The organism is Candidatus Babeliales bacterium, assembly GCA_036260945.1.
GTDB lineage: Bacteria > Babelota > Babeliae > Babelales > JACPOV01 > JACPOV01.
The window spans coordinates 466130-491968 of record DATALT010000002.1; the positions used below are offsets into that span (position 1 = coordinate 466130).

Here is a 25839-nt window from a genome sequence, read left to right on the forward strand (position 1 = left end):
TTACTATTCAGTCAAGAATATTTCGTTCTCGGAAATCTAAAAAACGCTTAGCGTTTTCTAAAAACAAATTCGTGCGCACCCTTAAGCGCCAAACTCGTACCGATTAAAAAAAAAGCTCTACTGATCCATAGATAAGGAAGCACTGATTTAATAGATGGATCTTTTGCGCACGATTTACGAATGGTTAGATCCATGAATCGTTCCCCGCTTTCATTTTTTTGTATTACCGGTACAAACTGGCTTGGAAACGATTCGTGAATAGGAAACGTTTCATCAACATTATGTGGATCGCTCATTAAGCATCGCCATTCAACCCTATTGTTTATGTGCGGCGGAAATTGCCACCGCCAAACAATCCCATCATTTGTGTACTTTTTATCCCCATAGGAAAAATACTGCTGACTTTTAAGCACCTCGCGGTCCCACCTATCATGAGCTGCTTTTAATCGATCAAAAGAAATATTTATGGTCCCTGGAAAGTCTTCATTAAATTTCTTACATACTTTCAAATGCTCGCTGTACTGGGCGTTAATCAATTTAAATTCGTGCTCTCTCTTGGAAAAATGATGAATAGCCTTCTGGCTGAGAAATGCAATTGCACATCCTGTCACTATTTTGAATTGACAAGGAATTGGTGATTGGGCCAAAAGAAAAAATGGCATTATCATCGAAACTGTTATAAGGAATCCCTTCCCCAGACTTCCCATAGTTCCCCGCAATAAAAGAACGCCCACGTTGAGCGTTTTTCTATTATAATCTCAAGAAAGCGTTACTTATCGCAATAAAACGCAGCGCAGAAAGCGCTTTTCTATTAATCACCTAGAGAATCACGCATTTCTTTTTCTTCGTGGTACGTTCAGGCAATTCATTAAATTGATCAAATTGCTCCACAATCCATTTGCCCTGTTTTTTTTTGTAAAGATAGGTAACTGCCGCTTCATTTTCTTTTACTGCTTTTTTTCTAATCATGATCAATGAAACTTGATTAAATGGTGCTATGCTCATATCTATTTGATTTTTTGGGATTTCGGCATCAATCGATTCTTTTTTTTGATTCTGAAAAGTAACAATAAAATCATTTGTATCATTAGAGCGTGCTAGTATGGACAAAACCAAACTATCTCCCCCATCCACAACCACCTTGCCGGCATCGCAATTAAAGAAAACTAATAATAGAGCCACCCAAACGATATTTTTCAGCATAAAAAACTCCTCAAAAAAAGTTACACTATTATCTGAGACTAAAGAATTGTGCATCTTTTAGTTTCTCTATCAACGCTTATTCTCAGCCAATCATTGCCATCACGCACAAACGTGAAAGTCTTGATTTTCTTCTTTCCAGGAATTTCTACTACAATACTAGTGATATCGTTATCTATTTCATCAAATTCTCTCAGACATTTGAGTACTTTCTCCCCATTGGCCCTCTCAAAAACAACTCTTCCAGCACCCATCTTCATTGCCGAATGAAGGTACGCAATCACGCTGTACGTCCCAACCTTACTCTCTTCTTGAGCGCAACAAAAGTTAAAAATAATCAAATTGAGAAATAATAAAAAAAGGTGTGGTCGCATAAAATATCTCTTAAATAAAAGGCTTTTTCCGAAATAAGATTATTTGAAAAAAGCTTTTTATACAAGTTTTACTGATGAAGCGATATCAATGCATTCAGCATACATAAAGCTATGGCAACGAGAGTTAATGTAACTAAATCTTGTCGCGTCCAGCGGGGTTCAATTTCAGACGTTCGCTCAACTATTATCAGCTTTCGTGAAAGATCGCGTGAAATAAGCCACCTTTGCGTGTGCCAGTTTCGATCTTCGATCCATATGAAAACAGCGCGATCATCGTCGACGGTGCCTTCAATATTCTCTATGTCTCCAAAAGATTCTTTGCTTTTTTGAATGCGTCCAAACATATCAATTAATAAATCCTGATATTCGTCGACGGTAAATTCCGTTTTGTTGGCTAACACTTTATTTTGAAGACTAGTTTGATGAAAAGAAATCGCCGCTCGAATAAAAAAATAGAACAAAAGCACTATGATCAATTGCATGGTTAACGATAAGGGAGAAGACATCGTAATACCTGTCTATAAAAAATTAAAGTATCGCACGTTTCTTTCTGCGTTCATGCTCCGCTGTATCAAATTGCTTAATATCCCCAGCCCCCTTTTCCCCATACAGTTTAATAGAGTAAAAATTACGATGAGAACGATTAATTTTCTAACATCAATGCGTACACTCTTCTAGAGAATTAATTTATTCTTATTAACTTGAGAATAGTGGCTCTCAAAAATAATATTCAATAGTTGATGATTGTAAAAAAAAGCAGCGCCCGTATGGGCGCCCCTTGCTTACTCAAAATATCGAAAATCATCGGTGCGCTGTATAAATCTCTCCGAAAATAGTAAGAATTCCTATACCAATTGATACATTCCGTATCCAATTTGCATAACCAATACTTTTTAGCTTGCGCTCATGGGTCGTCACTTGAATGTTCGGATTATCTAAAACACTATCGCCTTCCTTCACGGAAACTCCCATTCTTGGATAGTTATCGTTCGCATTCATCACCTTCTCTACCTGTATACTTTGAGTCTTTAGTACGGTAAATTGGATTTTATCATCCCAACATTTACCCAACAAATTTATTTTTCTAAATGATTGAACTGATTTATCATTCCAATTTACACCAGAATAAATTATCTCATAACCCCTCTTTAATTTTTCATTAATTAAATCTTGAGCCTCATCGCTATTTTTTATTAATGACCGCACAGGATGGGTCTCATTATAGTGCTTCAGTCGTCTGTGCTCATAATGATTAATCAATCGATGAACAACTAACCCACCGCCAATAAACGAAAGTCCCGCAATCCCCAGCTTGTGGTTTGCCATCGAGGAACATGCGGATGAAAGAATGGTATCGTGCGATTGCGCGTGACCTAAAAACGAAACTATTAACAAAAGAAACGCTATTTTTTTCATTTTTTCCTCATCAAATGCATTTTTATTTTTAAATGTTATCCAATAAAGAGTGATGCCAACAGTAATTGCCTACCGAGCACCTAACCTGTCCCTTATTAACGATTACTTAAAGCGAAGCTTTTGAATACCGCTAGTGCCCCAATTCCAATAAATGCATTTTGCACCCAGTTTGCGTACCCTACATTTTTAAGCTCTCTCTCATAACTTTTCACAAAAATTTCATCAGCAGACGAGCTTATGCTGATCTCTTCCCGATTCTTAAAATGAATAAGATGCTTGTCTTTTGAAACGGTTAATGTAATTTTATCTTCTAACTCTTTTCCGAGTGTTGTATTTTTTCTAAAAGTAACATTAAGAGTTGAATTGTCATAATTTTCCCCTATCTGCGAACTTTCTGAAAAACCGTGTTGGACTTTTTTATTGATTAAAGTAGAAATTTCAGATGCATTCATTTTTTGAGTATCTACGACAGTATTCTGCCTGTAGCGATCCAATCTTTTATTTTCAATTCCATGAATAATTCGTTTGGCAAAAAGTCCTCCACCAATCAATCCAATTCCCGCAATCCCAAGTTTGTGATTTACTAACCATGAAGAAATGGTCGAAAAGAATGTATCGTGTGATTGCGCATGCGCTAAAGATGAAGCCATTAACAAAATGAAGGCTGTTTTTTTCATGTTTCTCCTCAATTAATTTAATATTCTATTTTTTTGATTTTATCCAATAAAGAGCGATTCCACTCGTTATAGCAAACCATGCAGAAAAAAATTTTTTCGGATGTTTTAAAAGAGGCGCATATTGCGGCATTTCAGGAAGTTCTTGTTCCTTAAAATAGATAGCTGTATTATCAAGAGGGCAATAAACCTCTTGCAAGGATACACAATAAGGGTACATCTTTTTCCAACCCGGGGAATCTTTTTCTATTTTATCTTTAGAATCAGATGAAAGTTGTGATTCGAGTTCATTCAAAAAACTTTCTTGAAAGGTTGCTTCCCATTCATTAGATTCTTTTTCCATTACTACCGCTTTCATCATTTTATTCACTTGAAACCCATCTTCGATGATCGGTTCTTTTGGCAAGTACATTATCTTTCGATCCTCGGCCATAACCTGCGCACTCCAACCAACTGAGCCTTGAATACCCACGCGCGGACCTACATAAGCTCTGCTCGGCTTAGCCATATCGTAGTTCTTACATATCTCTCGCAACTGTTTTTCATTACCTTTAGATACTTGGATATGTCCGTGATGATTTTGATATCTGATCTTGTCACCAAATTTCTCATTCTTTTTTTGAATAGGCGCGACTTTTTCATTATATTCCTTAATCGCGTTGGCATGATTCAATCGATCATAGCAATGAACGCCGAGCCCCACTAATCCAACTCCTAAACTCCCACCAAAAACGTGCGCAGAAGTAAATGACGTTGTTTCCATAGATTTGGCCTGCGCAACAAGCAGTGCAAGCGCAAAAATTAATATTTTTTTCATGCAATACCCCTAAAAAAATCAGATTTCCCCTCCCATTCTAGCTATTGCCTAAGAATTGTCCACGATAGCTCACTAAAAAAAGGCGCAATTTCTTGCGCCTTTTTATGCTAAAAGTTCTTTTTGCTATTTTATACCAGCGGCCTTCCGCCTTTTAGGCTGCGCTCCTTGCGTTCCGGGTATTGGTCGCCTCGTTTTTTTTCCAATTTTACGACTGCTTGCTCAAATGCTTCTTGCGCAAGCGCCGTAAGCGTTAACCCAGGTTCCCAGAAAACCACATTTTTAATTTTATCTATTAAATCGATTGGTAAATGGATCGTAATGCGTTGCTTTTTTACCGATTCTGTTTCTTGCTCGTGCACCGATTCAACTTTTTTTTGTGCCGAACGAGTTGTTGTAGCTGCTAAATAGGCCTCAAGCGGATTACTGCCTAATGTTCTTTTCTTTTTAACCATGAAAATCTCCTTTTTATATCACTTCTTGTTTCATTACTTCTTTTGCAAATGCGCGATAATCGGCTGCGCCGTGGCTTGCATCATCATAAGAAAAAATCGGCTCGCTAAATGAAGAAGCTTCCGAAAGTTTAATATTTTCTCGAATAGCAGTTTTGAAAAGCATATCTTTAAAATTATTTTTCAACTCATCGATAACTTCTTTTGCATGCTTTGTGCGAGCATCAACGCGGCACGGAACAATTCCCGCAATAGCAAGTTCAGGATTAAGACGTTGTTTAATTACTTCAATCGTTTGCAATAATTGCACAAGCCCAGAAAGCGCCATAAAGCGAGTTTCCACCGGTACGATAACTTCATGAACTGCAGATAACGCATTCACCGTTAAAACACCTAGCGTTGGGGGACAATCAATAAGAATATAATCGAATGTTGTGCTGCCCATTTGCTCAATATGATGCTTTAACAGCGTCTCAGAGCCAACTTCATGCGCCAATAATTTCTCGACGCCAATAAGCCATGTAGAAGATGGAACCAACGATATATTTTTGTATGCCGTTGCTGCAACGATTGAGGCAAGAGAAACATTTTCAACAAATGCACTATAAATGCCTTTTTCGGTGCTAGAAAAACCGAACCACTGCGTGGTGGATGCTTGCGGATCAAGATCGATTACGAGCACTTTTCTTTTTTTTTCTGCAAGTGCAGCTGCCAAATTTACTGTCGTGGTTGTTTTGCCGCTACCGCCCTTTTGATTAATAATCGCTATCGAACGCATTATTTGCTCCTTTTTTTATTGCCTCATGGATTGCCGTTGACTAGGGGGGCCCCAAATTAACTGCTCACAATTTCGCTCGCATAATAACATGAGTAAAAAAAAGATTACAAGGTTTACCTTGCTGCCGTTGCAGCATTGGAGGACGAACAAAAAAAATACTATCGCGCCCTTCGATACAATTTCTCGCTACGCTCCAAATCGCTCAGCGTGAGCGGCGAAACTAATCCGCTCGCGGTGAGTGATTTTCGCAATTTGTGAGAAAAATGTATCGAACTATAGCGAATTTTAAAAATCAATCTTCGAGTCGCTCGAGCCCATACACCTTGCTTAATTTAAACAAATAGAAAAAGAGAAAAAGCGCGCACATTAAATAAAAGAGATTCAGCAGCAAACCTTTTAAGAGAAAAATCTCAACAGGCTCACCCGCGATCGCTCCACGCATTGCTATAAACGTATAGGTCATCGGGATAAATGCACTTATTTTTTGAATCCATGCAGGCATCACTTCAATAGGAGCAAACGCACCACAAAACGGCGCAAAGAACCAACCCATGGGCCACGGCAGCGATTGAACCGTGTGGCCCCAATAAATAATAAGCGCCGCGCAAATAATGCCGATCGACCAACCAGAAATCATTTGCAGTAAAATGCACCAGAGCATCGGCAATCCGATACTGAACACATTAACGTTAAAAATAAAAAAAATCGCCGCAGAAAGCACTGCAACGGTCAACAGCACACGAATTACCCCCATTACTAAAAGACTGCAAAGCCATTCAGAAATAGTAAGCGGGGTTGAAAAAAGATTAATTAAATTTCTGCTCCAAAGTTCCTCGGTCAGATTTACCGAAACTTCTAAACTTGAGCGATAAAGCATATTCCAAAGAAAAACACCGCCCAGAATAGCCAACATGATTTCTGGAGATTTATTGCCGTCCCGTTCGGTTACCCACAAACTCATAAATCCCCAAAGGATGACGTCAAACATCGGCCAATAAAAATTATCAATAATGCGATATAAATCTCTAAACTGCAAAAGCACGTGCCGCTCAATAACGCCAGCTATGCAATGCCATCTAATAAGCATAGTTTTTCCTTATATATTTTTTCGTGCGATCGTTAAAAAATAATCTTCAAGCGTCGGTTTTTCTATCGCAATGTGCGAATAAGAAACGCCCAATCGGGAGCATGTTGAAAAGAGCCCACTAATTGCCTGCTCATCGATGGTAATATCCAGATCATGATCGTGAACAACAAATTGGACACCCTGCTTTTCAAGCTCATCAATTAATAATGGAAGATTACGCACGATCGTTATTTTTACACGCGATTTTGAAACGGTAGCCGCTAATTTATCTGGTGTATCGTGGGCAATAATCGTTCCTTGCTTAAGAACTAATACGCGATCACAAACATGCGCAACTTCGTTCATATCGTGAGAAGCTAAAAGGATTGAAACATTAGATTTTTTTTGCTGATCAAGCAAGAAGTACCGAACACTTTCAACTACATCGGGATCAAGCGATGCGGTAGGTTCATCAAGGAGAACAAGCTCAGGGCTTGATAAAAAAGCTTTGGTGAGCATAACGCGCGTCATCTGCCCTGCAGATAAACCACCTGTATATCGATCAAGCAAATGAGAAACGTTAAATGCGCTTAGTAGCTCTTCACTTTTAAAGCGCGCTTGCTCGGCAGATAAACCGTAAAGCTTGCCGATAATGCGCAAATTTTCCCATACGGTAAACTTTGATGGCAGCTTTGCGTATCCTGTCGCATATCCTATTTTTTCCATCACGGTCGCTTGATGCGTAGCAAAATTCTGCCCAAAATAACTAATACTGCCCCCGGTCGGCGTAAGCGTACCGAGAAGCATTTGCATAGTAGTAGATTTTCCAGCGCCGTTTGGCCCCAAAAGGCCGAGGATTTCACCTTTTTCAATAGAGAACGATATTTGATCTACCGCGACAAAAGGATGACCTTTTTTAAACCATGAAGAAGAATGAAAAATTTTTGTTAATTGCCGAACCTGCAATACACAATGCATAAAAACCTATCTACAATGACAATTAAAATAAATGATTAGTGCTGATTGAAAAACAAAATTGTTCCGCTACTCTATAAAAGTATAGTATAAACCACACAAATATGAAAATTAGTATGCAAAAAAATCTAGCAGCTTTACTCGTCGTTATTCTTTTGAGCTCGCTTTGCAAAGCAGCTATCCATCAAGATCAAGATCGCGTGCATCCGTTGGATTTTCATCAGAAATCTCAAATGCCAAATCCTAAGACATTAATTGTTGCATCAAACCAAGAAGAGTATGAAGCTTTAAATGCCGACTTAGACAAAAGAAAAAATTGCTATTCTTCCAACGATCCCGTTGGAGCAATTGTGCATCAACATACCGTCGTACTAGCTACGCCTATACCCAAAACTACCGCTAGTAGCGCTGCGACAAAAGCTGCGGAGTTAGAAAAACAAAAGCTCAAAGAAGAAAATGCAGAGCTTGATGTGCAAGCAGCGGATTTGAGAGCAGATAGTACTTCTTTGGAAAAAAAACAAACCGAGATTAATGAATTCGGAAAAGCCCTTTCGTGTATGTCATTTACTAAAGAAGATGAAACCTCTTCATTTATTAGAGCTATGGGAAAAGTTATGCAGAGCATTAAATTTCCTCAGCATGGCCATATAGAATATAATAAACAGCCAATTTTAGATTTATTTTCTGAACAAAATAAACATATCAGTAAGTTACAAGAGCAGTTAGAAATGGCTCGTAAAGATTTACTATCGCAACGATTACGCAATAAAGATGCTAAGAAACTACATGAAACTAAATCGAATTCAATATTTTCCAAAAGGTCACTCTTGCCATTTTTTACCGGCGTGGCAATAACTTCTGGCGGATTTGCAGCCTTGTATTTTACGTATCTCAAGAATAAATAATTATGGCGTTACTGAAGGCACAGCATCCCTGTGTTTCATGCGTGTAAAACCTTCTCGCAACTCTTCTTGATAGAAAAGATACAATCCGACTACGACGACTGCCGAGGAAAAGAAGAACGTCCACGTCAACTGCTCATGCAAGAAGACAACACCAAAAAGTGCTGCAAAGAGCGGACAGAGAAATCCTGCAAATGAAAGAAATGTCGCCGTATAGATTTTCAAAAGCGATCCGTACCAGTTATAAAAAATACCGTTAACGATAACAATAATCGTTGCCGTGAGAGCAATAAATGGGCCCCAGCTTGATACGGGCAATGGTTGCCATCCTTCAAAAATAAGAGACGTTAATAATGCGAGCGCCCCACCGCCAAGCATTCCGATGCCATTTATTTCAACAGGCGAGTAACGATTTGTTTGCATTAAATCGCGCATGATAGTCCATCCATAGCAAGAAGAGACAACGGCCCCCAACATCGCAATTTCAGGAAGTGAAAAGAAAAGAACAGAACCAAAAAGTTCTTCTTGCGGTATGTGCTGAATAAGTTCTGGTAAGAAGCCTAGAATACCGATGGTCAATCCGAGCCATTTTTTTACTGTTAGGCGTTCTGAAAACAAATAGTACGAAAGCAAAGCGGTAATAAAAGGAGAAAGATTAAAAAAGAACGAAGATTTAAATGATGTGAGACCTTGCAGCGCCCATAAATCTAAAACGTAGGCTGCATAAATATGAAAAAGGACAATCGCCGAAAATTTCCACCGATCTTCACGCGCAATCGTTGGCATTTTTCGATGATAAAAAACCCACCCACCAGTTAACAATAATCCTGCAGCTATCATACGTACGCCAACAAAAAAAATTGGCTTACTATACATAAGAACCGCTTTACATAACGTGAAACTACTTGCACATAATGCATAAAGGAAGATTATTGAAAACATTGCAAGATCCTTGAAAAATTTTTAATAAGGCAAACGCCCTTCGATAGAATTTCTCATTTCATTCAAAGTTACTCAGGACGAGCGCTTACAGAAATTACCTAAGGACGCTCGTGGTGAATAATTTGCGAAACAAAGTAAGAAAAAAATATCGAACCATGCGCACAACTAACTTTTTAGTGATCAGAGTACATGGATTGTTTATTATTTCCAACTAAAAAAATAAGCCCGGAGTTTCCCCCAGGCTTATTTACTGTATCAAAACAAAAATAATTTTATTTGTGTTTGTGATCGCAGCTTGAACCACAATGGCAGCCACAGTGTGATGAGCATCCGCCCATAACGAGCTTCAAGAGGCTGATAACCCCGCAAGCACCAATAATATAGTAAACTATCTTTTCATATTGCATAATATGCAACATTTCAAGCGGGTTATAGCCAAGAGCCAAAAGGCCAAGGTGGATACTGCCTAAAGCAGTAATTAAACAAACGACCATCCACATTAATCTCATGCCAGAAGTATGCATCATAACATCGTCTCCTTTTATTAAATGATACGTGACACTCTTTTCATCGCAATATACACAAACCAGTTCAATATGCCAACATTTTCAATCTGTTTTTTCAGTCGCATAATTTCCTACTCAGGCCCTCCGCCTTGCCCAATTGCAGCCTGCAATTCTTGCTTTTGATACGCAAGTGATTTATCCATCGCGCGTATAATTTGAGCGTATTCTGCAATGGTAGAAACCATTTCGCCAGAAACAAGAGATGCTACCTTATCTGCAAATGTTGTAGCAATTTCATCCATACCTGTTCCTTTGAGCGCTTTCAAATCATTTTGAAGAATAGCTACGCCCTGCAATGCAGCATCCAAATAAGCAACTCGTTGATCATGAGCAGTAATAATTGTTGGAACATATTCTGCAAAGGTTAATTTTTGATTAGTTTCTAAAGCATCCCATCCGGTAACTACATAATCAATGTTTACCAACGCTCCTTTAAGTTGATTTGTGATATCGCTGTATATCGCCACCAAATCATTGGTCGCGCTAACTAATTTACTTTGTGCATCGGCCACAGATTTTTGTTTCGTTGGATCACCTAAAGCAGCTGATAGTCTCTTTTGAATTTGGGCCGCAGAAGGATTTCCTGAAATTTCTTGTTGAGTAAATCCAAGAACTGTTAAATAATTTCTTTGTGATTGCTCATAATTCTCATTGGCCACTTGAAGAGTTGGCTGCTTAGCCTTAAAGAGATTCCTTACTGATTCACTAATACTCTTAAAGAAATCGGTCACCGGGGTGAATAATTGCGCGAAACGTGATTTTTTTTCAGGAGAAGGTATAGCAGATAGTTTTGCTTTCTCGATATCGATGAGCGTTTGAGCTTTTGCGATCTTATCTAAATCATCAGTCGTGCGTAGATTAGCAAGAGATTCCCCAAAGCCACGTACAAGATCGGCCAACTGAAAACCATATTCAGAAAGTGCCGCCGTCCAATCCTTACCCGTTTTCAATCCAGTCGTTAATAGTGGTTTTTTCTTAATCAAAAGCTCTTTTAATTGAGTAACTTTTGCACCAATATCTCGTGCACTTTGAACTGGCACTAAACGGACAACCGTTTCAGCCGCACTTAAAAGACTGTCCACTTTTCCTAAGTTGTTAACCATGAGATCGAGTCCACCACCGCCAGCTCTCATAACCTTTGCGATCTCTTCTATAGTATCGGCATATTCAATAAGATTAGCTCCGCTTTTTTTTGCTAAAGCGCGAATTGACGGAACATCATCTATCGCTTTCTGAGCGACTGCCGCTACAATCGCATTTCCTTTTTCAGTCAAATCTTGCACCACCGCACGAACGGCAGGATTTCGCGCAATATCCTCAGTTATTTCCGAAATTTCACCAAACACCTCGATCTCAGGCATCTTAGCAGAGGCCTTAATAGCCAAATCAATCGCAAAGAGCGACTCCATGGTTCCTTGTTTTAATTTATAGCGATCGACAGCAGTTTTCACTTCTTGCATGCTTTGGATGACGCGATTAACTTCTTTTTTATTGCCTAATTGGTACGTTTGCTCGAAAGCGATTATGAGATCGACCGTTTTACTATCAAGGGCTGCGATTTGATCCATTGGAATTTTTTGATCAAGTTTTAATTCTCGTTCCAGCGCATTTGTAGCCAAATTTTGCGGCTTAAATGCATCAATCTCTTTAATCCGACGCTGCGCTTTATCAATTACTTCGTTGTCGTTATAGGTTCGTGCAACTTCTATCAACGCATTAAGGAGCACTTTTTGTTCAGCATACGATGAGCGAGCTGCAATCGAATTTATCTTATTATCTATAATGTTTTTAATCGCATCAGACGATTGCCCACGAATCTCATTTTGAATTTCTGAATTAAAAGAGTTTGCCAACTGATCTTTTTTATAATCGGGCGACTCGCGCAAGCTCTTAAGCTGCTGCGTTAAGGCAGCTATTTCTTGCTCCGTCGAAACAATATCTTTCTGGGCCGCTTTTTGATTATTTATCGCATCGGCTATTTCACCGTCACGCTCCGCCATTCTTCTGGAGATCAACGTATATTGCTTAGAGTCAGGCCCAAAATTTGCAGATGCTTGTTCTAAGCGTGCCTCTGCTTCACGTTGTTCTTGCCGAAGATCATCCTCTCGTTTGCGTTCATCTGCCAGTCTTTTTTCATCCGTTCGTCGTTTTTCCTCTTGAGATCTCAATTCGTCTTCAATTTGAGATTCATTTTTGAAACCGCGATCAGTAGTTCGCTCCATGCCGATGAGCAAAATAAGCGCAGCTGCACACACGCTTATTGCAATTCCCTTTTTCATACCCACCCTTTTTCAAAAATTTTACTCTCAAAGCAGATTACAAAACTAAAGTAATTAATTCAGATAGAAAAAAGCAATAATTTGCCTCATGCAAATGGCGCACACTATTTGAATAAACTCGTTTTTTAACGCACAATAAAGAAAACTATTAATTTGTAGAAAGAATCAAATGAGTATCAAAGCGGGCCTTGTTGGGCTTCCTAACGTTGGCAAATCTACCCTATTTAATGCGTTAACTAAATCGTCGGTCCCTGCAGAAAATTATCCGTTTTGCACCATTGAGCCGCACTTGGCGATTACCGAAGTGCCCGATGAGCGCACAGCAAAACTGAAAGCTCTTTATCAAAGTCAAAGCATTATTCCTGCAACCGTTAGCTTTGTTGATATTGCAGGACTTGTTAAAGGCGCAGCGTCGGGAGAAGGACTCGGCAATCAATTTTTAAGCCATATTCGGGAAGTTGATCTGATTTTACATGTGCTTCGTTGCTTTACCGATCCTGATATCATTTATTCAGGCGCCGAACTTAATCCTCTTGAAGATTACGAAATCATCATGACGGAACTTATGCTCAAAGATGCAGAGACGGTTCAAAAGCGTGAAGAAAAAGTCGCGCATCTTATGAAGGGTGCAAAAAATAAACCTGCAGAATTAAAAGAATTGAATCTCGAGCAAGAAACACTAGCAAAAATTAAAATAGCCCTTGACGCTTTAAATATTGAAGGCGTTCGTACTGCATTAAAAGAACATCCGCTCAACACTATTTCTCTTTTAAGCGCAAAAAATTTTCTTATTATTGCTAACGTTTCTGAAGGCGAGCTTGAAGATGATGGATATAAAAATAACGTTCATTATAAATCGCTCGTTGCACGCTTTGGGCAAAACCGCGTTATTCCTATTTGCGCTAAACTAGAATCTGAGTTAATTAGTTTGAGCGATGCGGAAGCACAAGAAATGATGGGCATGCTCGGCGTAAAAGAACGGGGCCTTGCGACTATTATTCAAAAAACCTATGAACACCTTGGCCTTATAACTTTTTTCACCTGCGGCCCAAAAGAGATTCATTCCTGGCCAGTTAAAAAAGGGCTCACTGTTCGGCAAGCATCTGGCGAAATTCACTCAGATCTCGAACGCGGCTTTATTTGCGCTGAAGTTTTTAACTGCGCAGATCTTTTTGCTGCCGGTAGCATTGCCAAACTCAAAGAGCAAGGCAAAATGAGAACCGAAGGCCAAGATTATCTCGTTCGTGATGGCGACATTGTTTTAGTTAAATTCAACGTTTAGTTGCGCCACCAAACCAATACATCAATTAAGAGTGCAAAAAGCACCCAAGTGCAGTACGGAACAAGCACGAGGGCTGCTGCTGGATTTACTGGCCAAAGCATATACATAAGCGCCCAGAGGGAAATTTCAAGCGCGATAGTATTTATAACAGACCAGCCAATCAAATGCCGATAAAAAAATAAATAACTCCACTGCACATTAATAAATGCGTTGATCAAATATAATGCACCTATTGTTGTTGTTTGGCACCAAGATTGTTCGCTATGCCACCATAAAAGGGCCGATACGATCATTAAAATGTAAAGAATCGACCAAACAACCGAAAAAACCCAAGGCGCAGGCGTAAAATGTGGTACCGAAAGAGTTCGGTACCACGCCATTCCTTTTTGTGAAAACCAGGTACCCGCGATCATAACACCAATATAAAAAGCGGGAATAAAAATATAAGAAATCTCCATTCTCTTCCTCTATTTTTTTACCAACTGAGAAAATCGTCTTCTGATGTCTTGCGCGTACAGATTGATTCTATCTTCAATAGTTTTAATATCGTCTTTACTTATCTTTTCATCTTCGAGCGCTTTGGTTGTGGCTGTTGTCCATTGGATAGCAAAATCATCAAAGTCATCCTGAACGCTTTTATTATCCTGTTCAGAAAAATCAGTAAAATTAAGCTGCTTTAGTTTATTGAGCAATTCACCGCTATATCTTGTGAATTGTTCATAAATAGTTGGATAAAGCTCAAGATTGCTTTTTCTTTCAAGCCCTATAATTTCCTCTTTTTTATTTTTAATCGCTTGTAAATGAGAAACAATCGCCGCATAAAAAGTATGTGCAAACAAGCGATACATTTTTTCTTCAAGTTTGTTAAATTGTTCTACCATATCCTGACGATTCACTTCTTGCGCTATGCTTTTTCCGGCACTGAAAAAGTTTTCATCAAAATAGGAAAGAAGGTTATGCAAGCGCCCCGCCTTAAATAATTCAAGCGCTTCCGAAAGTTTCTCTTTGTACGACTCAGATCCAATTAGTTTAGCAAGATCCGGTTCGGAGACAATTCCTCGCTCGTTTAATTCGGTAAGAATTTCGAGCAAATCAGATCGAATTTTTGCTTTTTCCTCTACTGTTTTTGCGTTCTCTACCTTATCGGAAAAGATATTAAAGAGTTGTGCAAGAAAACCATATGGCTCAATAATCGCAAGAGATCCGAGTACTCTATTGCGATTTTCAGGGCTCGCATGAATAATGAGCGGCAGGAGTTTTTCCTGAACCTCTTTTCTTGTACGCAGCGGATTGATGAGCACATCTTTCATGCTTTCAAGCAATTCTTTTTGTGCTGCATACTGTTTATCGTTTGCAAGAGTTGAAAGCTTTTGATAAAGCGCTACTACCGCTTTTCGTTTCTCAGTTGGCGTAAGTTCAACCGGATTTTGTATAGCACGCAGATATTGATCGATTGCTCCACTTAAATCAAATGTCGCCTGAGATTGAGCACGCAATGCATCAACTTTTTTTCCATCTTCAGCGCTCAAATTAAATCTCTTGAGCTCTTGCGCAAATGATTCTTGCTGATTGGCGGTGAACCGATCTTTTATATTAGCTAACCTTTGAATCAGTTTATTTTCTTGGAATGTTTTCATCTGCGCATCGTACTTAACATAGTAACTTAATTTTTTTGTGCCCTCTTGCATTTGAAGTAAAATTGCATCTTCTCCAAGTTGTGGTGCTTTCAGTACCAAGCGCAGAACATCAAAAATTGCGCTCAACGTTGTAGCTTTATTAATTGCTCGGGAGAGATACTCAGCAAAACTAATTTCTGGAATATCTTTATTCTTTTTATCTTTATCCTGCTGCTTTGCTCCTTGCAAAAACTTATCAAGGGAGGCCTGGTACGTGTTATTAAATCTAGCAATGTAAAAAAGATAACGACCAAGATCTACTTTTTGCATTACTTCTTGCACCGTTTTTGCATCTTTTAATAATTGTAATAATGGAGCGCTCCCATAACCAACAGCGCCACCTTCGCGCGATTTACCTTTTTCTCGAATTTCTCGTTCAAGAGCTTGACGAAGATCTATAGCTTCCTCACGCACACTTTCTTTTACGCCCGCTTTATGTTGAGATCTGTAAAGATCCTCTTCAAGTGTTTCTGCTTTCAGATAATTTTGATTCAAACGAAGAAGATTGAGTTCATTTAATAATTCTTCATAAGTTTGCGCACGCGAAACCGCTTCAAGAAATTGTTTATCGGATACTGCTGCAATTCTTGAATCCTGGTCAATTTCCAAAATCTTAATCTGAGGCAAATCTTTACGCATTGCTGCCGCACTATTTATTAATAATTGAGGGATGAGATTTTTTGCAGATGCATCAAATTGCTCGGCAGAACCTAAAATCCAAGGTTTAAGTAATTCAAGAAATTCCTGTTCCCGATTTTTATTTTGTGCAACTATGCTTGCATTTTTAAAACGCTGTTCAGGCGATTTATCTTGAGGCATAAGTTTTTCAATCAAAGAAACAATAGATTCACCTAATCTTTTAGGATCATTTCCTTGCATAAATTTAAATGCGCTATCTTTTTTAGAACCCAATGAAGAAAAAACATTTTTAATTGCATCAAGATACGATTGGAAACTACCGCGATAAACCTGAGCCAATTTTTTCAGAACCGCTAGAAGTTGTTCATCAGAAGCTTCTTTTTCATCAGCGGAAAGTTTTGCGATTTGATCGATCGTAAGCCCGAGCTCTTTTTTTTCAGGCTCGCCTGAAGGCATCCCTTCACCGGGAGGAGGAGGAATATCACCATCGTCATCTTGCCCAGGAGGAAGCGGAATATCATCTTCACCCTCTTGCGTTGGAGGTGGAGGCACATCTTCTTGCCCGGGCGCCGCATATTCAGGCGTACGCAGTAAATCTTCAATAATTTTTAAAATTTCTTGTTCAGTTAAAGCTGTTAAAGTTTTTACTATCGCTTGGCTGCCTAGAATTTTTTCTAGAAGTTTTATTTGTTCCACTGATAGGTTTGGAAATTTTTCCCCAAAATTAAAACCTGTTCCTTGTCCTTTTGGCGCAATCACTATTGCAAATTCATCGATCTTAAGTTGAAGCCGCTCTAAAGATTTTGCTAAAGCTCCATTATTTGCTTGAGCAGAACCACAAGATGCCGTGGCAAGAAACAATAAAGAAAAAATTTGCCTATTTTTAAAAATTCGATACATCTTTCTCCTTACTTTTTTACCTGTTGTTTACTTTTGACCCAAATCGGCAGCTATTTGATTATGCAGCGAATGGAAAAAGGACGCAGGAGTTTCCTCTACTGGCGCAGTCGGTGGGCAATCAACTTGGCTTTGTGCGTGATTTATGAGATCTTCAATCAATTTTTCAAGCGCTTTTTCTGAAAGTCCTAAAAGTAACTGCACAATCGTGCTATTGCTTAAAAGCTTTTCTAAAAGGGCGGCAATTAACGTTGCAGGAACAGGCAGAATACGACCAGGTTCACTATCAAACGTAGAATGCTCCTTATCCACTGCGCAGGCTGAAATCTGAGCAGCTGAATTATTCGAAATAAACAATACCGAAAACACTGTTAACGCTAAATACATTCTCATTTTTTTCATAAAATTCTCCTTTTTAACTAGTTAAGTTCTATACCAATGCAACGTACCAAAACAATATATTTGGCAAATCAAACAAATAAAACCGCTAATAAAATTATCAATTTGAAATTTTTAGATGCGCGAACGTCTAATCAGTGCACTTATTTACTTTTTTTGGTAGAGTAAGTATGTTGCACAATTGATATGTGGGCCTCAAGGAGTACCATGAAAAGGGCTAAAGGTTTTTTTTCGATATCGGCAGTAGCCAAAATGTTTTCTGTTCATCAGCAAACGATACGTTTGTATGAAAAAGAGGGGCTCATTTGCCCTAAACGTTCAAACGGCAATACCCGCCTTTTTTCAGAAGAAGACGTCGATAAACTTGAGCAAATAATTTACCTTACTCACGAGTTAGGGATAAATCTTGCCGGCGTGGAAATGGTACTCAAGCTTCAAAAGCAGATAAAGAAGCTACAAAAAGAAATAAATAAAGCGTTTGCAGCTACCCAGACCGATCTTACAGCACAATCTGAAGAATTTAAGCAACAAGCAAAACAGCGTACGCAGCGGCTCCTGGAATTGAAGAAAAACAAAATGCACCCGGCGGCGCCAGACCCTTCATTCACCCCAGGAAGCCCCATCTCAAAAGATATTAAGCCCTTAGATTTACCTGAATGGGAAATCTCTTACGAAGATTAACTTCGCACTGACGCTTAAAATATAAAAATTGCCAAGAATACGATCGTTTTCACTTGATAATTGAGCCTTTTCACTTGATAATTGAGCCCCGGCCGCTGACAAGCCCCTGCCCGAAGATAAAATGATGTTATACCTAAAAAACTATTCCCATATGGGCTAAAAACGGGTACAGTTAAAGCATCGGAATGCCCTTTAACCTGAAAGGCTTCACATGGCTCAAAATTCTTTTTTTGATAACGAAAATACACAGTTTGAGCTCTCATACGAATTTCTAGCTTTGCTTAAGTGGCTCGTAGAAAATGAATCTGAGAATTTAAAAAAAATAGTCGCACGAGCAGTGCGCAATAACTTTATGCGCGATGTTGGAACCACAAAAAACGTAAATCCAGAATTTGTGCAATCAAGCATTGTCGATTTTCTTGAACTTATTGATACCCTTCTTCTAGAAGTTTCACATGAATCCAGGATCAAAAAAGCGGTTGAATATAATTTAATGCCTGCGATTGATCAAATAGATACTACTTCTTGCGATAAATCAACGTTACAAACAACGCTTGATAAAGCAACCGCCGCGCTCGAAGCATTTCCTGAAAAAAATCCCAAAGATATTCTCTGCGCTGAACTTTTAAAGCGCTGGAAGCCGCTTAAAAATAGCCAATTAAATTAGCAAGAATAAAAAGGCTGCGTTATATATACGCAGCTTTTTTTATTTATTCAAAAAAACCTATTTTTTCTAAAGCTTGCCGAACTTCAAACACTGGCAACCCTAAAATAGTTGAATATGATCCGTTAATCGATTTGAGAAATTGTGCACCATAACCATCGATTGTTATGCCGCCCGAAATATTCATATAAAACGGAACATTCTGCAGATAACGATCAATCCAAGAATCGGGCAAATCAAATTCATAATCAGCCGTAACTGTTTTTAAAATTCGTTCTTGAGCAATCCACGAATTATCTTCAAAAAATTTTCTTTCTAAACAGAAAGCACTTGATACTTTTCCTTTGCCATTGAGTGCCTTAATTTTAGCGATCGCGTCATCACGGCTTTGAGGTTTTCCATGAATTTTACCCCGAGAATCGCAGCATAAAGAATCCGCGGTGAGCACAAAAACTGATTTTTGTTTGTCTGCGTGATCAGGAATAATAACATGCTCACTTTTTGCAGTCGCAATCGTCTCAACCAATTTTTCAAGCGGCAGTTCCCATCCGCACGCTTCTTCATTTGCTTGATGGCCAACTACTTCAAACGGAATTGCCATTTCGGCTAATAATTTTTTGCGCGAAGCAGAATTTGAACCAAGATAGAGAGTATTCATAGCAATTTTCTCAAATAAACTTTAGTGGGAAAAACCTTACGAACTAATTTATTAACGCACCCGAAACGCGGGTTATTGAAATTTCTCCAGTATATATTTTAATATAAAATCGACCTAATAATAGAATGTAGAAATTCAAATATGGGAAACTATGAAGCACACAGCTCTCCTTTCGTTATGTGTTCTAAGCAGCTTGGCAATCAAAGCTGTTGGCGACATGAATCACGAACGCGTTACTTATCATACTAAAAAAATTGATGGACTTGATATTTTTTATCGTGAGGCGGGCAATAGAGAAAAACCAACTATCGTTTTGCTCCATGGTTTTCCTACCTCTTCGCATATGTTTAGAAATCTTATTCCCCTACTGAGTAAAAACTTTCATCTGATAGCGCCCGACTATCCAGGTTATGGCAACAGCTCTATGCCGTTAGTTACCAATTTTAATTATACGTTTGATAATATTGCCAACATAGTCAATACCCTTCTTGAAAGCCTGAACATAAAAAAATACATTTTATACGTGATGGATTATGGAGCGCCTGTCGGCTATCGCATTGCAGTCAACCATCCTGAAAGAGTTCAGGGACTTATCGTTCAAAACGGAAATGCTTACGAGGAAGGCCTCAAAGGCTTTTGGGACCCATTTCGAGCCTATTGGAAAAATAAGAACACTGAAACTGCTAAACCATTATTAGATCTTCTCACCTTAAAAACTACTAAGTTTCAATATACCGATGGCGTGAAAAATCTGGCTCTAGTAAGCCCAGATACATGGACTGTCGACCAAGCTTTGCTTGATCGGCCTGGCAATAAAGAAATCCAGCTCGCACTCTTTTATGATTACGGATCGAATCCATCCCGTTATCCAAGCTGGCAAGAGTATTTCAGAAAATATCAACCGCCTACATTAATTGTGTGGGGCAAAAACGATGTTATTTTCCCCGCCGATGGTGCGCATCCGTATAAAAAAGATTTAAAGGATATAGAAGTTCACCTGCTTGATACAGGACATTTTGCTCTGGAAGAAGAATTGAATTTCATAGCAGATTCTATCATTAAATTTTTTGGCAAACGCCGCATGAACAAACAGCTGAATAAAAAAGCGAATTGCAATTAAGGACATTTTTGCGTGAGGCCCGTGAAACTGAATAATCAGTATTTATTCTTAGCATCTTTTAAGTACAAGGATTAAAAGAAAAAAATTTAAGACAGATTTATTCCTACGACAGAAAAATTCTGCATAAAAATTGGCTGGGGCGGAAGGATTCGAACCTCCGATGCCAGGACCAAAACCTGGTGCCTTACCACTTGGCTACGCCCCACTAAAAAAGAAATTTCTAGAGTTGTAAGCGGTTACTTTCCATTGGATAAGTAGCGCCCGATTTCATTACGCTTTCGTATTCTGCAATAATTGATTGCTCAATCATTGTTCGCGTATCAGAATTAAGCGGATGAACAATATCTCTGAACGAACCGTCTTTTTTTCTGCGCGAAGGCATAGAAACGAAGAGCCCCTTATTTCCTTCAATTACCTTTAAATCCCTAACGATAAAATCGTTATCGAACACGATGGTTGCGTAGGCCTTAAGCCTGCCACTTTCCTGAGATGGAAACACTTTTACTTCTGTTATTTTCATCTAGCGTCCTTAGGAATTTCAGGTTTACTCTCTCCTATTGGTCTTATTTAAACCAACTGGTTCATAATGTAACGTCCATGGGGGCTTTTGTCAAATTTTTTACATTTATTTTTTTGGCTAAAAAACGCCGTAAAAAATAATAAAAAATAGTGCCGTCGTACATTGATTAATTAGGCTGATTTTTTCAAAATTCTGTAAATTGATTAGAGCGTTTTATGCTCTACAATAATATGAATATCGGTAACTTTTACGATTTTAGCTCTAAAACGCGCAATTTAGCCGATCGGCTTGCCGGATTTCGCTTAATTTCATCTTCTGTTGGCACCACTACCTTTGGGGTAATGATCGTATGACCAAGCTTTTCCTGTTCTTTAAAGAACTGCTTTACTAAGCGATCTTCCAAAGAGTGAAAGCTTATGCACACCAAGCGCCCGCCTGGCTTTATAATGCGCATCGCGGAAACTAAAAATGATTCTATATTTTCAATCTCTTTATTGATGTAAAGGCGCAACGCCTGGAAAACTTTGGTCGCCGGATGAATTTTGCGCGAACCACGCACACCTAAAACTCGTTCGATAATCAGCGTTAGCTGTTTTGTCGTACGAATCGATTTCTTTTTGCGTTCTTCGACAATAGCACGCGCAATAGCTTTCGCTTTTGGTTCTTCACCCAAATGGGTAAAGATATCACGCAGCGTTTCTTCAGAAGCTCGATTTAAAACTTCAGCTGCGGTCGTCTTTTGGTGCGCGGGAGACATTCTCATATCGAGTGGGGTATCTTTATTAAACGAAAAACCTGCACGCTCCGTTAATTGATAGAAAGAGGTACCGAAATCTGCAAGCAGTGCATCAACGTAATCAAAGCCGGCCTTTTTAAAATGCTTATCAACTTGAGAAAAATTCCCCCAAACGAGCGTTAATCTCTTGGGGTATTGCTCAACAAGCTTTTCACCATTTTTTTCAAGAGCAACCGTATCCCAATCCATTGCTACCACTTCGCACTTTGGTTGTTTTTCCAATAGTGCACGCGTGTGCCCGCCACCACCAAAAGTAACATCTCCGTAGATGCCTTTGGGCTTAGGCGCCATGAATTCAATAACTTCGTCTAGAAGTACCGGTATATGATATGGTTTTTCGTCAGTCGTCATAAACTAAATTCGTCCACTAAATTATTAAGAGCTATTCCACGAGAAGCTTTTACCAGTATACACACTTCTTGCGATAAGCGCTCTTTTAATTTTTGGGAAGCCTCTTTCCATGTTGGCACCACTTCAACCCTTACCCCTAAAGGCAACGTCTTTTTTGTCCATTCAACGTGCGAACCTACCAAAATGAGATCTCGAACTGTGGGCACCTTGCGCAGAAATCTACCAATTTGGCGATGCCAAAACGGACTATTAACGCCGAGTTCAAGCATATCGCCAAGAACCGCTATTTTATGCCCTGAAGTTTGCACCTGCTGAAAGGCAGTTAGGGCGGCCTTCATGCTTTCTGGGCTTGCGTTATAGCAATCGTTAATAATAATGCCATTGCCAAGCTTAAGGCGGCGTCGCTCGAATCTTCCTGGTACCACAACCGGTTTTTCCATACAATCAACGATAATTTGATTATCTATCCCAAGAAGATACGCAATACTTGCAGCTGCAAGCCAATGCAAAACGGCACCTTTGTGATTTGTAGGCAAGGTAATTTTATATTTTTGGCCGTACAGCTTTAACGTAAAATTCAGAGAATCGCTCGTCGCTTGAACTTTGCGAGCTTGTACTTGATTAGTTGTTTTGGATCCAAATTTTATGACCGGATGATTATAAGCTACGTTTGCAAGCAACGGCTGGTCACCATTAATGATTCCGATGTTATCTTCTTTAAAATATTTAAAGATATCTCGTTTTTCGTTAGCGATATCAATAATAGAACCAAGCCCTTCCATGTGGCTGTGGCCAACCGCCGTTATGACGCCAATAGTTGGTTGCGCAATTTCAACTAACCGTGCCATCTCGCCACGTTTTGAAATACCAAGCTCTAAAACAACAACTTGGTGCTCCGGTTTTAATTTAAGGAGCGCAAGAGAAATACCTAAAACAGTATTTTGGGTACCGATGCTTGCCAAGTACGTTTGATTATTAGCTTTAAGAATTGATGCAATTGCTTCTTTGGTCGATGTCTTTCCAATCGAACCGGTAATGCCAATGACGGGCCCGGAAAATTTTTGGCGAACCGCTACCGCAAGCTTAATAAGTGCTTGTTGGGTGTTATCAACGACGATAACCGTCTTTTCTTTCAAAACTGCTTTATCAATTTTTGAAAGCAATGATTCTTGATTCTTCTCAATCATGCACCCCGCTGCGCCGCGTGCAAACGCATCGGCGACAAAATGGTGCCCATCAAGATTGTTTCCACAAATGGCAACGAAAATATCACCTTTTTGAATCGTACGACTATCTATAGACCACGTAGCATCAGCTTGAAGTGGTGCATAAAGAAACGAACTATTTGGCAAAACGCTGCGTATAAATTCAGAAATTATCATGAAGAATCTCCGCCTTCTTTAATGCATGCAGATCTTTAGTTTTTTCAGTTTGTTGAAAAAATGTCCTTTTTTTGAACGATTGTCAAGAAATACAAAAATAAAAAAGATCTTGTCAGCGCAGAACTTTACGCGTTTTACCACCTTCAGTGGAAATAATAAGTCCTTGTGCCTGCAATGTATCAATAATACGTGCGGAGCGATTGTATCCTATTCTGAATTTTCTTTGCAATAACGAAATAGAAACTTCATCTACCGATTTTAAAAATTCGATAACTTCCTTATAAAGATCTTGATCACTTTCATCAATATCATCACCTTCTTGAATTGACACAAGATCGTTCATATCGCAATATTCCACATCTTGTTGTTCTTTTATATGCCGTGCGACGCCTTCTCGCTCTTTATCTGAAATAAATGCGCCGTGCACGCGAATAATTTGGCCGGCTGCATCCAAATAAAGCATATCGCCTTTACCCAATAATTTATCAGCTCCCGCGCAATCAAGAATAATGCGCGAATCAATTTTTGATGAAACTTTAAAAGCAATTCTACTTGGAAAATTAACTTTGATGATACCAGTAATAACATCCACCGACGGCCGCTGCGTTGCAACTATTAAATGAATTCCTGCTGCGCGAGCCATTTGAGCAATGCGCGCAATGCGCAATTCTACTTCTTTTGAAGCAACCATCATTAAATCTGAAAGTTCATCAATAATGATAACAATCAGCGGCAATTTTTCTCGTGATGCATCGGAAGCACATAATTTTTGATAATCGTAAAGATGGCGAACACCAGCAGCAGCAAGCAGCTGATAACGGCGCTCCATTTCTTGAACCGCCCACTTGAGCGCAACGCCCGCTTGCTTTGGATCATCAACAATAGGGAAAAGCAAATGTGCAATATCAGCATATGCTGCAAATTCTAGACGTTTAGGGTCAATTAAAATAAGGCGCAATTGTTCTGGCGTTTTTTTGCACAGTAAGCTCACGATCATCGCATTGAGAGCAACCGATTTTCCCGATCCTGTTGATCCTGCAATTAATAAATGTGGCATCGCGGCAAGATCTACAATCATTTTGTTTCCGCTCGTATCGGCTCCTAAAATAAGCGGCAATTGCGCCGTTGTTTTTTGCCATTCGGAACTCTGCAGCAAATGAGAAAAATAAACAGGCAAACGCGTTTGATTCGCTACTTCAAAACCAACGAGCGATCTTCCTGGGATTGGTGCAATAATCCGAATAGAAATTGCTTGAAGTGCTAACGCTAAATCATCTTCAAGCGCAAGAATTCTGCTCACCTTTGCATCAATGTGCGGCTGATATTCAAAAAGTGTAACAACCGGGCCCGCCTTTATGCCAACAACGCGACCCTGAATACCAAATCGCTGTAATTTTTCTTCAAGAACCAAAGCGAGCTGTTCGTGCTTTTTTGCTAAATGCATTTCTTCTTTGCTCACATCAGGCGAAGAAAAAATCGATCCTGTGGGCAACTGATATAAAGAAGCTGCCTCTTTTTTACGCTCCACAATGGGAGATTTTTTTTCAATCTTTTCATGATGCGCAGGAGGTGATTTTTTTTCTTGCGCACTATTTTTTTCAGAAACCATCTGCCATATCGCATCATTGAGTATTTCTGTGGGATTATTATTTTTTTGTTGATCAGCGGTACCAACGAGCAACGTAATAAATGAGTTATTTGCATGAGAGATTATTTTTTTCAGTATTTTCGCCGGCATTATTATAATGGAGAAAAATTGCTTGAAGATTTTTAAACGATAAAAAACAATCATTAAATAATTTGGCAATTTTAAAACAGATGCTTGCGAAATTAAGATGAGGGAAATGAGGAGAATACTATGCAAACATATGCCGACCAAAAACTGATCAAATCGAATTGTTTTTGCAACAAGTGCATTGCCTAAAATCCCTCCAGGCAAGAAACCGGTTCTCATCACGCATACATGATACCATGCACCAACCATGCATGAACTCATTACGAATAACGACCATCCGATCAGCTGAGAATAAATTTTTTTCACACCGCCATAATAAAGAAAGTGCCACGTTAAAAAAAATAAAAAAATCGCAAAAAAAAGCCCGCTTGTGCCAAATAAAAAATAAAAAAGCGCTGCTATATGGGCGCCCAAAAATCCCGCTTTGTTCGCTGTGCTAGAATGCTCACTTGATTGATAAAAAAGTGAACTATCTGTGGGGCAATAGGTCCACAATGAAAGAGCTAAAAAGCATGCTATAAAAAAGAGCGTTAGTATAATCGCAACGGTGCGAAACGAATATGATTTCATGCGATACAACCATTCATAAACCATAAGCCCC

Annotated in this window: 27 protein-coding genes and 1 tRNA gene; 5 read left to right on the plus strand and 23 right to left on the minus strand. The window is 39.1% G+C overall.

Annotation, left to right across the window (positions count from 1 at the left end; translation table 11 throughout):
• Positions 1 to 47: 47 nt before the first annotated feature.
• The 11 genes from VHO47_02960 to VHO47_03010 all read right to left on the minus strand — a co-directional run bounded on the left by VHO47_02960 (position 48) and on the right by VHO47_03010 (position 7752).
• On the minus strand, positions 48 to 668 hold the full coding sequence (locus tag VHO47_02960) for a hypothetical protein (protein HEX2978054.1): 621 nt from the start codon (positions 666 to 668) through the stop codon (positions 48 to 50).
• A gap of 151 nt (positions 669 to 819) precedes the next feature.
• Positions 820 to 1203, minus strand: a complete 384-nt coding sequence (locus VHO47_02965; protein HEX2978055.1) for a hypothetical protein — start codon at positions 1201 to 1203, stop codon at positions 820 to 822.
• A 38-nt stretch (positions 1204 to 1241) separates the two neighbouring features.
• The gene (locus VHO47_02970) at positions 1242 to 1574 is read right to left on the minus strand and encodes a hypothetical protein (GenBank protein HEX2978056.1); all 333 of its coding nucleotides are present in this window, start codon (positions 1572 to 1574) and stop codon (positions 1242 to 1244) included.
• 68 nt (positions 1575 to 1642) lie between these two features.
• Positions 1643 to 2080 (minus strand): hypothetical protein, encoded by a 438-nt coding sequence (locus tag VHO47_02975; GenBank protein HEX2978057.1) that lies wholly within the window; start codon positions 2078 to 2080, stop codon positions 1643 to 1645.
• 295 nt (positions 2081 to 2375) lie between these two features.
• Positions 2376 to 2990, minus strand: a complete 615-nt coding sequence (locus VHO47_02980; protein ID HEX2978058.1) for a hypothetical protein — start codon at positions 2988 to 2990, stop codon at positions 2376 to 2378.
• Positions 2991 to 3085: 95 nt separating this feature from the next.
• Positions 3086 to 3667, minus strand: coding sequence for a hypothetical protein (locus tag VHO47_02985; GenBank protein HEX2978059.1), 582 nt, complete (start codon positions 3665 to 3667; stop codon positions 3086 to 3088).
• 25 nt (positions 3668 to 3692) lie between these two features.
• Positions 3693 to 4481: a hypothetical protein gene (locus VHO47_02990; protein HEX2978060.1), complete on the minus strand. Its 789-nt coding sequence runs from the start codon at positions 4479 to 4481 to the stop codon at positions 3693 to 3695.
• A 128-nt stretch (positions 4482 to 4609) separates the two neighbouring features.
• Positions 4610 to 4933 (minus strand): hypothetical protein, encoded by a 324-nt coding sequence (locus tag VHO47_02995; protein HEX2978061.1) that lies wholly within the window; start codon positions 4931 to 4933, stop codon positions 4610 to 4612.
• A 13-nt stretch (positions 4934 to 4946) separates the two neighbouring features.
• Positions 4947 to 5708 (minus strand): ParA family protein, encoded by a 762-nt coding sequence (locus VHO47_03000; GenBank protein HEX2978062.1) that lies wholly within the window; start codon positions 5706 to 5708, stop codon positions 4947 to 4949.
• Positions 5709 to 6000: 292 nt separating this feature from the next.
• Entirely contained in the window at positions 6001 to 6795 is a 795-nt protein-coding gene (locus tag VHO47_03005) for an ABC transporter permease (GenBank protein HEX2978063.1), read from the minus strand.
• A 9-nt stretch (positions 6796 to 6804) separates the two neighbouring features.
• A complete protein-coding gene (locus tag VHO47_03010) occupies positions 6805 to 7752 on the minus strand; it encodes an ABC transporter ATP-binding protein (protein HEX2978064.1) in 948 nt (315 codons plus the stop codon).
• Between the two features lie 113 nt (positions 7753 to 7865).
• Between VHO47_03010 and VHO47_03015 the strand changes: the two genes are divergently transcribed.
• Positions 7866 to 8654, plus strand: coding sequence for a hypothetical protein (locus VHO47_03015; GenBank protein HEX2978065.1), 789 nt, complete (start codon positions 7866 to 7868; stop codon positions 8652 to 8654).
• Here VHO47_03015 and VHO47_03020 read toward each other — a convergent pair whose 3' ends face one another.
• From VHO47_03020 to VHO47_03030, 3 genes are all read right to left on the minus strand, one after another.
• Positions 8655 to 9593 (minus strand): DMT family transporter, encoded by a 939-nt coding sequence (locus VHO47_03020; protein ID HEX2978066.1) that lies wholly within the window; start codon positions 9591 to 9593, stop codon positions 8655 to 8657.
• Between the two features lie 272 nt (positions 9594 to 9865).
• Complete coding sequence (locus tag VHO47_03025) at positions 9866 to 10120, minus strand: hypothetical protein (GenBank protein ID HEX2978067.1); 255 nt, start codon at positions 10118 to 10120, stop codon at positions 9866 to 9868.
• 110 nt (positions 10121 to 10230) lie between these two features.
• Positions 10231 to 12438, minus strand: coding sequence for a hypothetical protein (locus VHO47_03030; protein ID HEX2978068.1), 2208 nt, complete (start codon positions 12436 to 12438; stop codon positions 10231 to 10233).
• 169 nt (positions 12439 to 12607) lie between these two features.
• Here VHO47_03030 and ychF point away from each other — a divergent pair, with 169 nt between their 5' ends.
• Complete coding sequence (ychF, locus tag VHO47_03035) at positions 12608 to 13720, plus strand: redox-regulated ATPase YchF (GenBank protein ID HEX2978069.1); 1113 nt, start codon at positions 12608 to 12610, stop codon at positions 13718 to 13720.
• Here the strand turns inward: ychF and VHO47_03040 are convergent.
• Genes VHO47_03040 through VHO47_03050 form a run of 3 tightly spaced genes read right to left on the minus strand, consistent with a single transcriptional unit; the run spans position 13717 to position 17334 of the window.
• The gene (locus VHO47_03040) at positions 13717 to 14178 is read right to left on the minus strand and encodes a TspO/MBR family protein (GenBank protein ID HEX2978070.1); all 462 of its coding nucleotides are present in this window, start codon (positions 14176 to 14178) and stop codon (positions 13717 to 13719) included. The genes ychF and VHO47_03040 overlap by 4 nt on opposite strands.
• Positions 14179 to 14187: 9 nt before the next feature.
• Positions 14188 to 16935, minus strand: coding sequence for a hypothetical protein (locus tag VHO47_03045; protein HEX2978071.1), 2748 nt, complete (start codon positions 16933 to 16935; stop codon positions 14188 to 14190).
• Between the two features lie 27 nt (positions 16936 to 16962).
• On the minus strand, positions 16963 to 17334 hold the full coding sequence (locus VHO47_03050) for a hypothetical protein (protein ID HEX2978072.1): 372 nt from the start codon (positions 17332 to 17334) through the stop codon (positions 16963 to 16965).
• A gap of 204 nt (positions 17335 to 17538) precedes the next feature.
• On the opposite strand from VHO47_03050, the gene VHO47_03055 reads away from it, so the two are divergent.
• Complete coding sequence (locus VHO47_03055) at positions 17539 to 18012, plus strand: MerR family transcriptional regulator (protein HEX2978073.1); 474 nt, start codon at positions 17539 to 17541, stop codon at positions 18010 to 18012.
• 211 nt (positions 18013 to 18223) lie between these two features.
• Entirely contained in the window at positions 18224 to 18679 is a 456-nt protein-coding gene (locus tag VHO47_03060) for a hypothetical protein (GenBank protein HEX2978074.1), read from the plus strand.
• 43 nt (positions 18680 to 18722) lie between these two features.
• Here the strand turns inward: VHO47_03060 and VHO47_03065 are convergent, their stop codons facing one another.
• A complete protein-coding gene (locus VHO47_03065; GenBank protein ID HEX2978075.1) occupies positions 18723 to 19334 on the minus strand; it encodes a Maf family protein in 612 nt (203 codons plus the stop codon).
• A gap of 151 nt (positions 19335 to 19485) precedes the next feature.
• On the opposite strand from VHO47_03065, the gene VHO47_03070 reads away from it, so the two are divergent.
• The gene (locus VHO47_03070; protein ID HEX2978076.1) at positions 19486 to 20454 is read left to right on the plus strand and encodes an alpha/beta hydrolase; all 969 of its coding nucleotides are present in this window, start codon (positions 19486 to 19488) and stop codon (positions 20452 to 20454) included.
• A gap of 131 nt (positions 20455 to 20585) precedes the next feature.
• Here VHO47_03070 and VHO47_03075 read toward each other — a convergent pair.
• The 5 genes from VHO47_03075 to VHO47_03095 form a co-directional block, all read right to left on the minus strand.
• Positions 20586 to 20659: transfer RNA gene (locus VHO47_03075), tRNA-Gln, on the minus strand.
• Between the two features lie 15 nt (positions 20660 to 20674).
• Positions 20675 to 20974 (minus strand): septation regulator SpoVG, encoded by a 300-nt coding sequence (spoVG, locus tag VHO47_03080; protein HEX2978077.1) that lies wholly within the window; start codon positions 20972 to 20974, stop codon positions 20675 to 20677.
• Between the two features lie 247 nt (positions 20975 to 21221).
• Positions 21222 to 22121, minus strand: a complete 900-nt coding sequence (rsmH, locus tag VHO47_03085; GenBank protein ID HEX2978078.1) for a 16S rRNA (cytosine(1402)-N(4))-methyltransferase RsmH — start codon at positions 22119 to 22121, stop codon at positions 21222 to 21224.
• Positions 22118 to 23503, minus strand: coding sequence for a UDP-N-acetylmuramoyl-tripeptide--D-alanyl-D-alanine ligase (gene murF / locus VHO47_03090; GenBank protein ID HEX2978079.1), 1386 nt, complete (start codon positions 23501 to 23503; stop codon positions 22118 to 22120). Before murF ends, rsmH begins: the two co-directional genes overlap by 4 nt.
• Before the next feature lie 112 nt (positions 23504 to 23615).
• Entirely contained in the window at positions 23616 to 25832 is a 2217-nt protein-coding gene (locus tag VHO47_03095; GenBank protein HEX2978080.1) for a DNA translocase FtsK 4TM domain-containing protein, read from the minus strand.
• Positions 25833 to 25839: the final 7 nt, after the last annotated feature.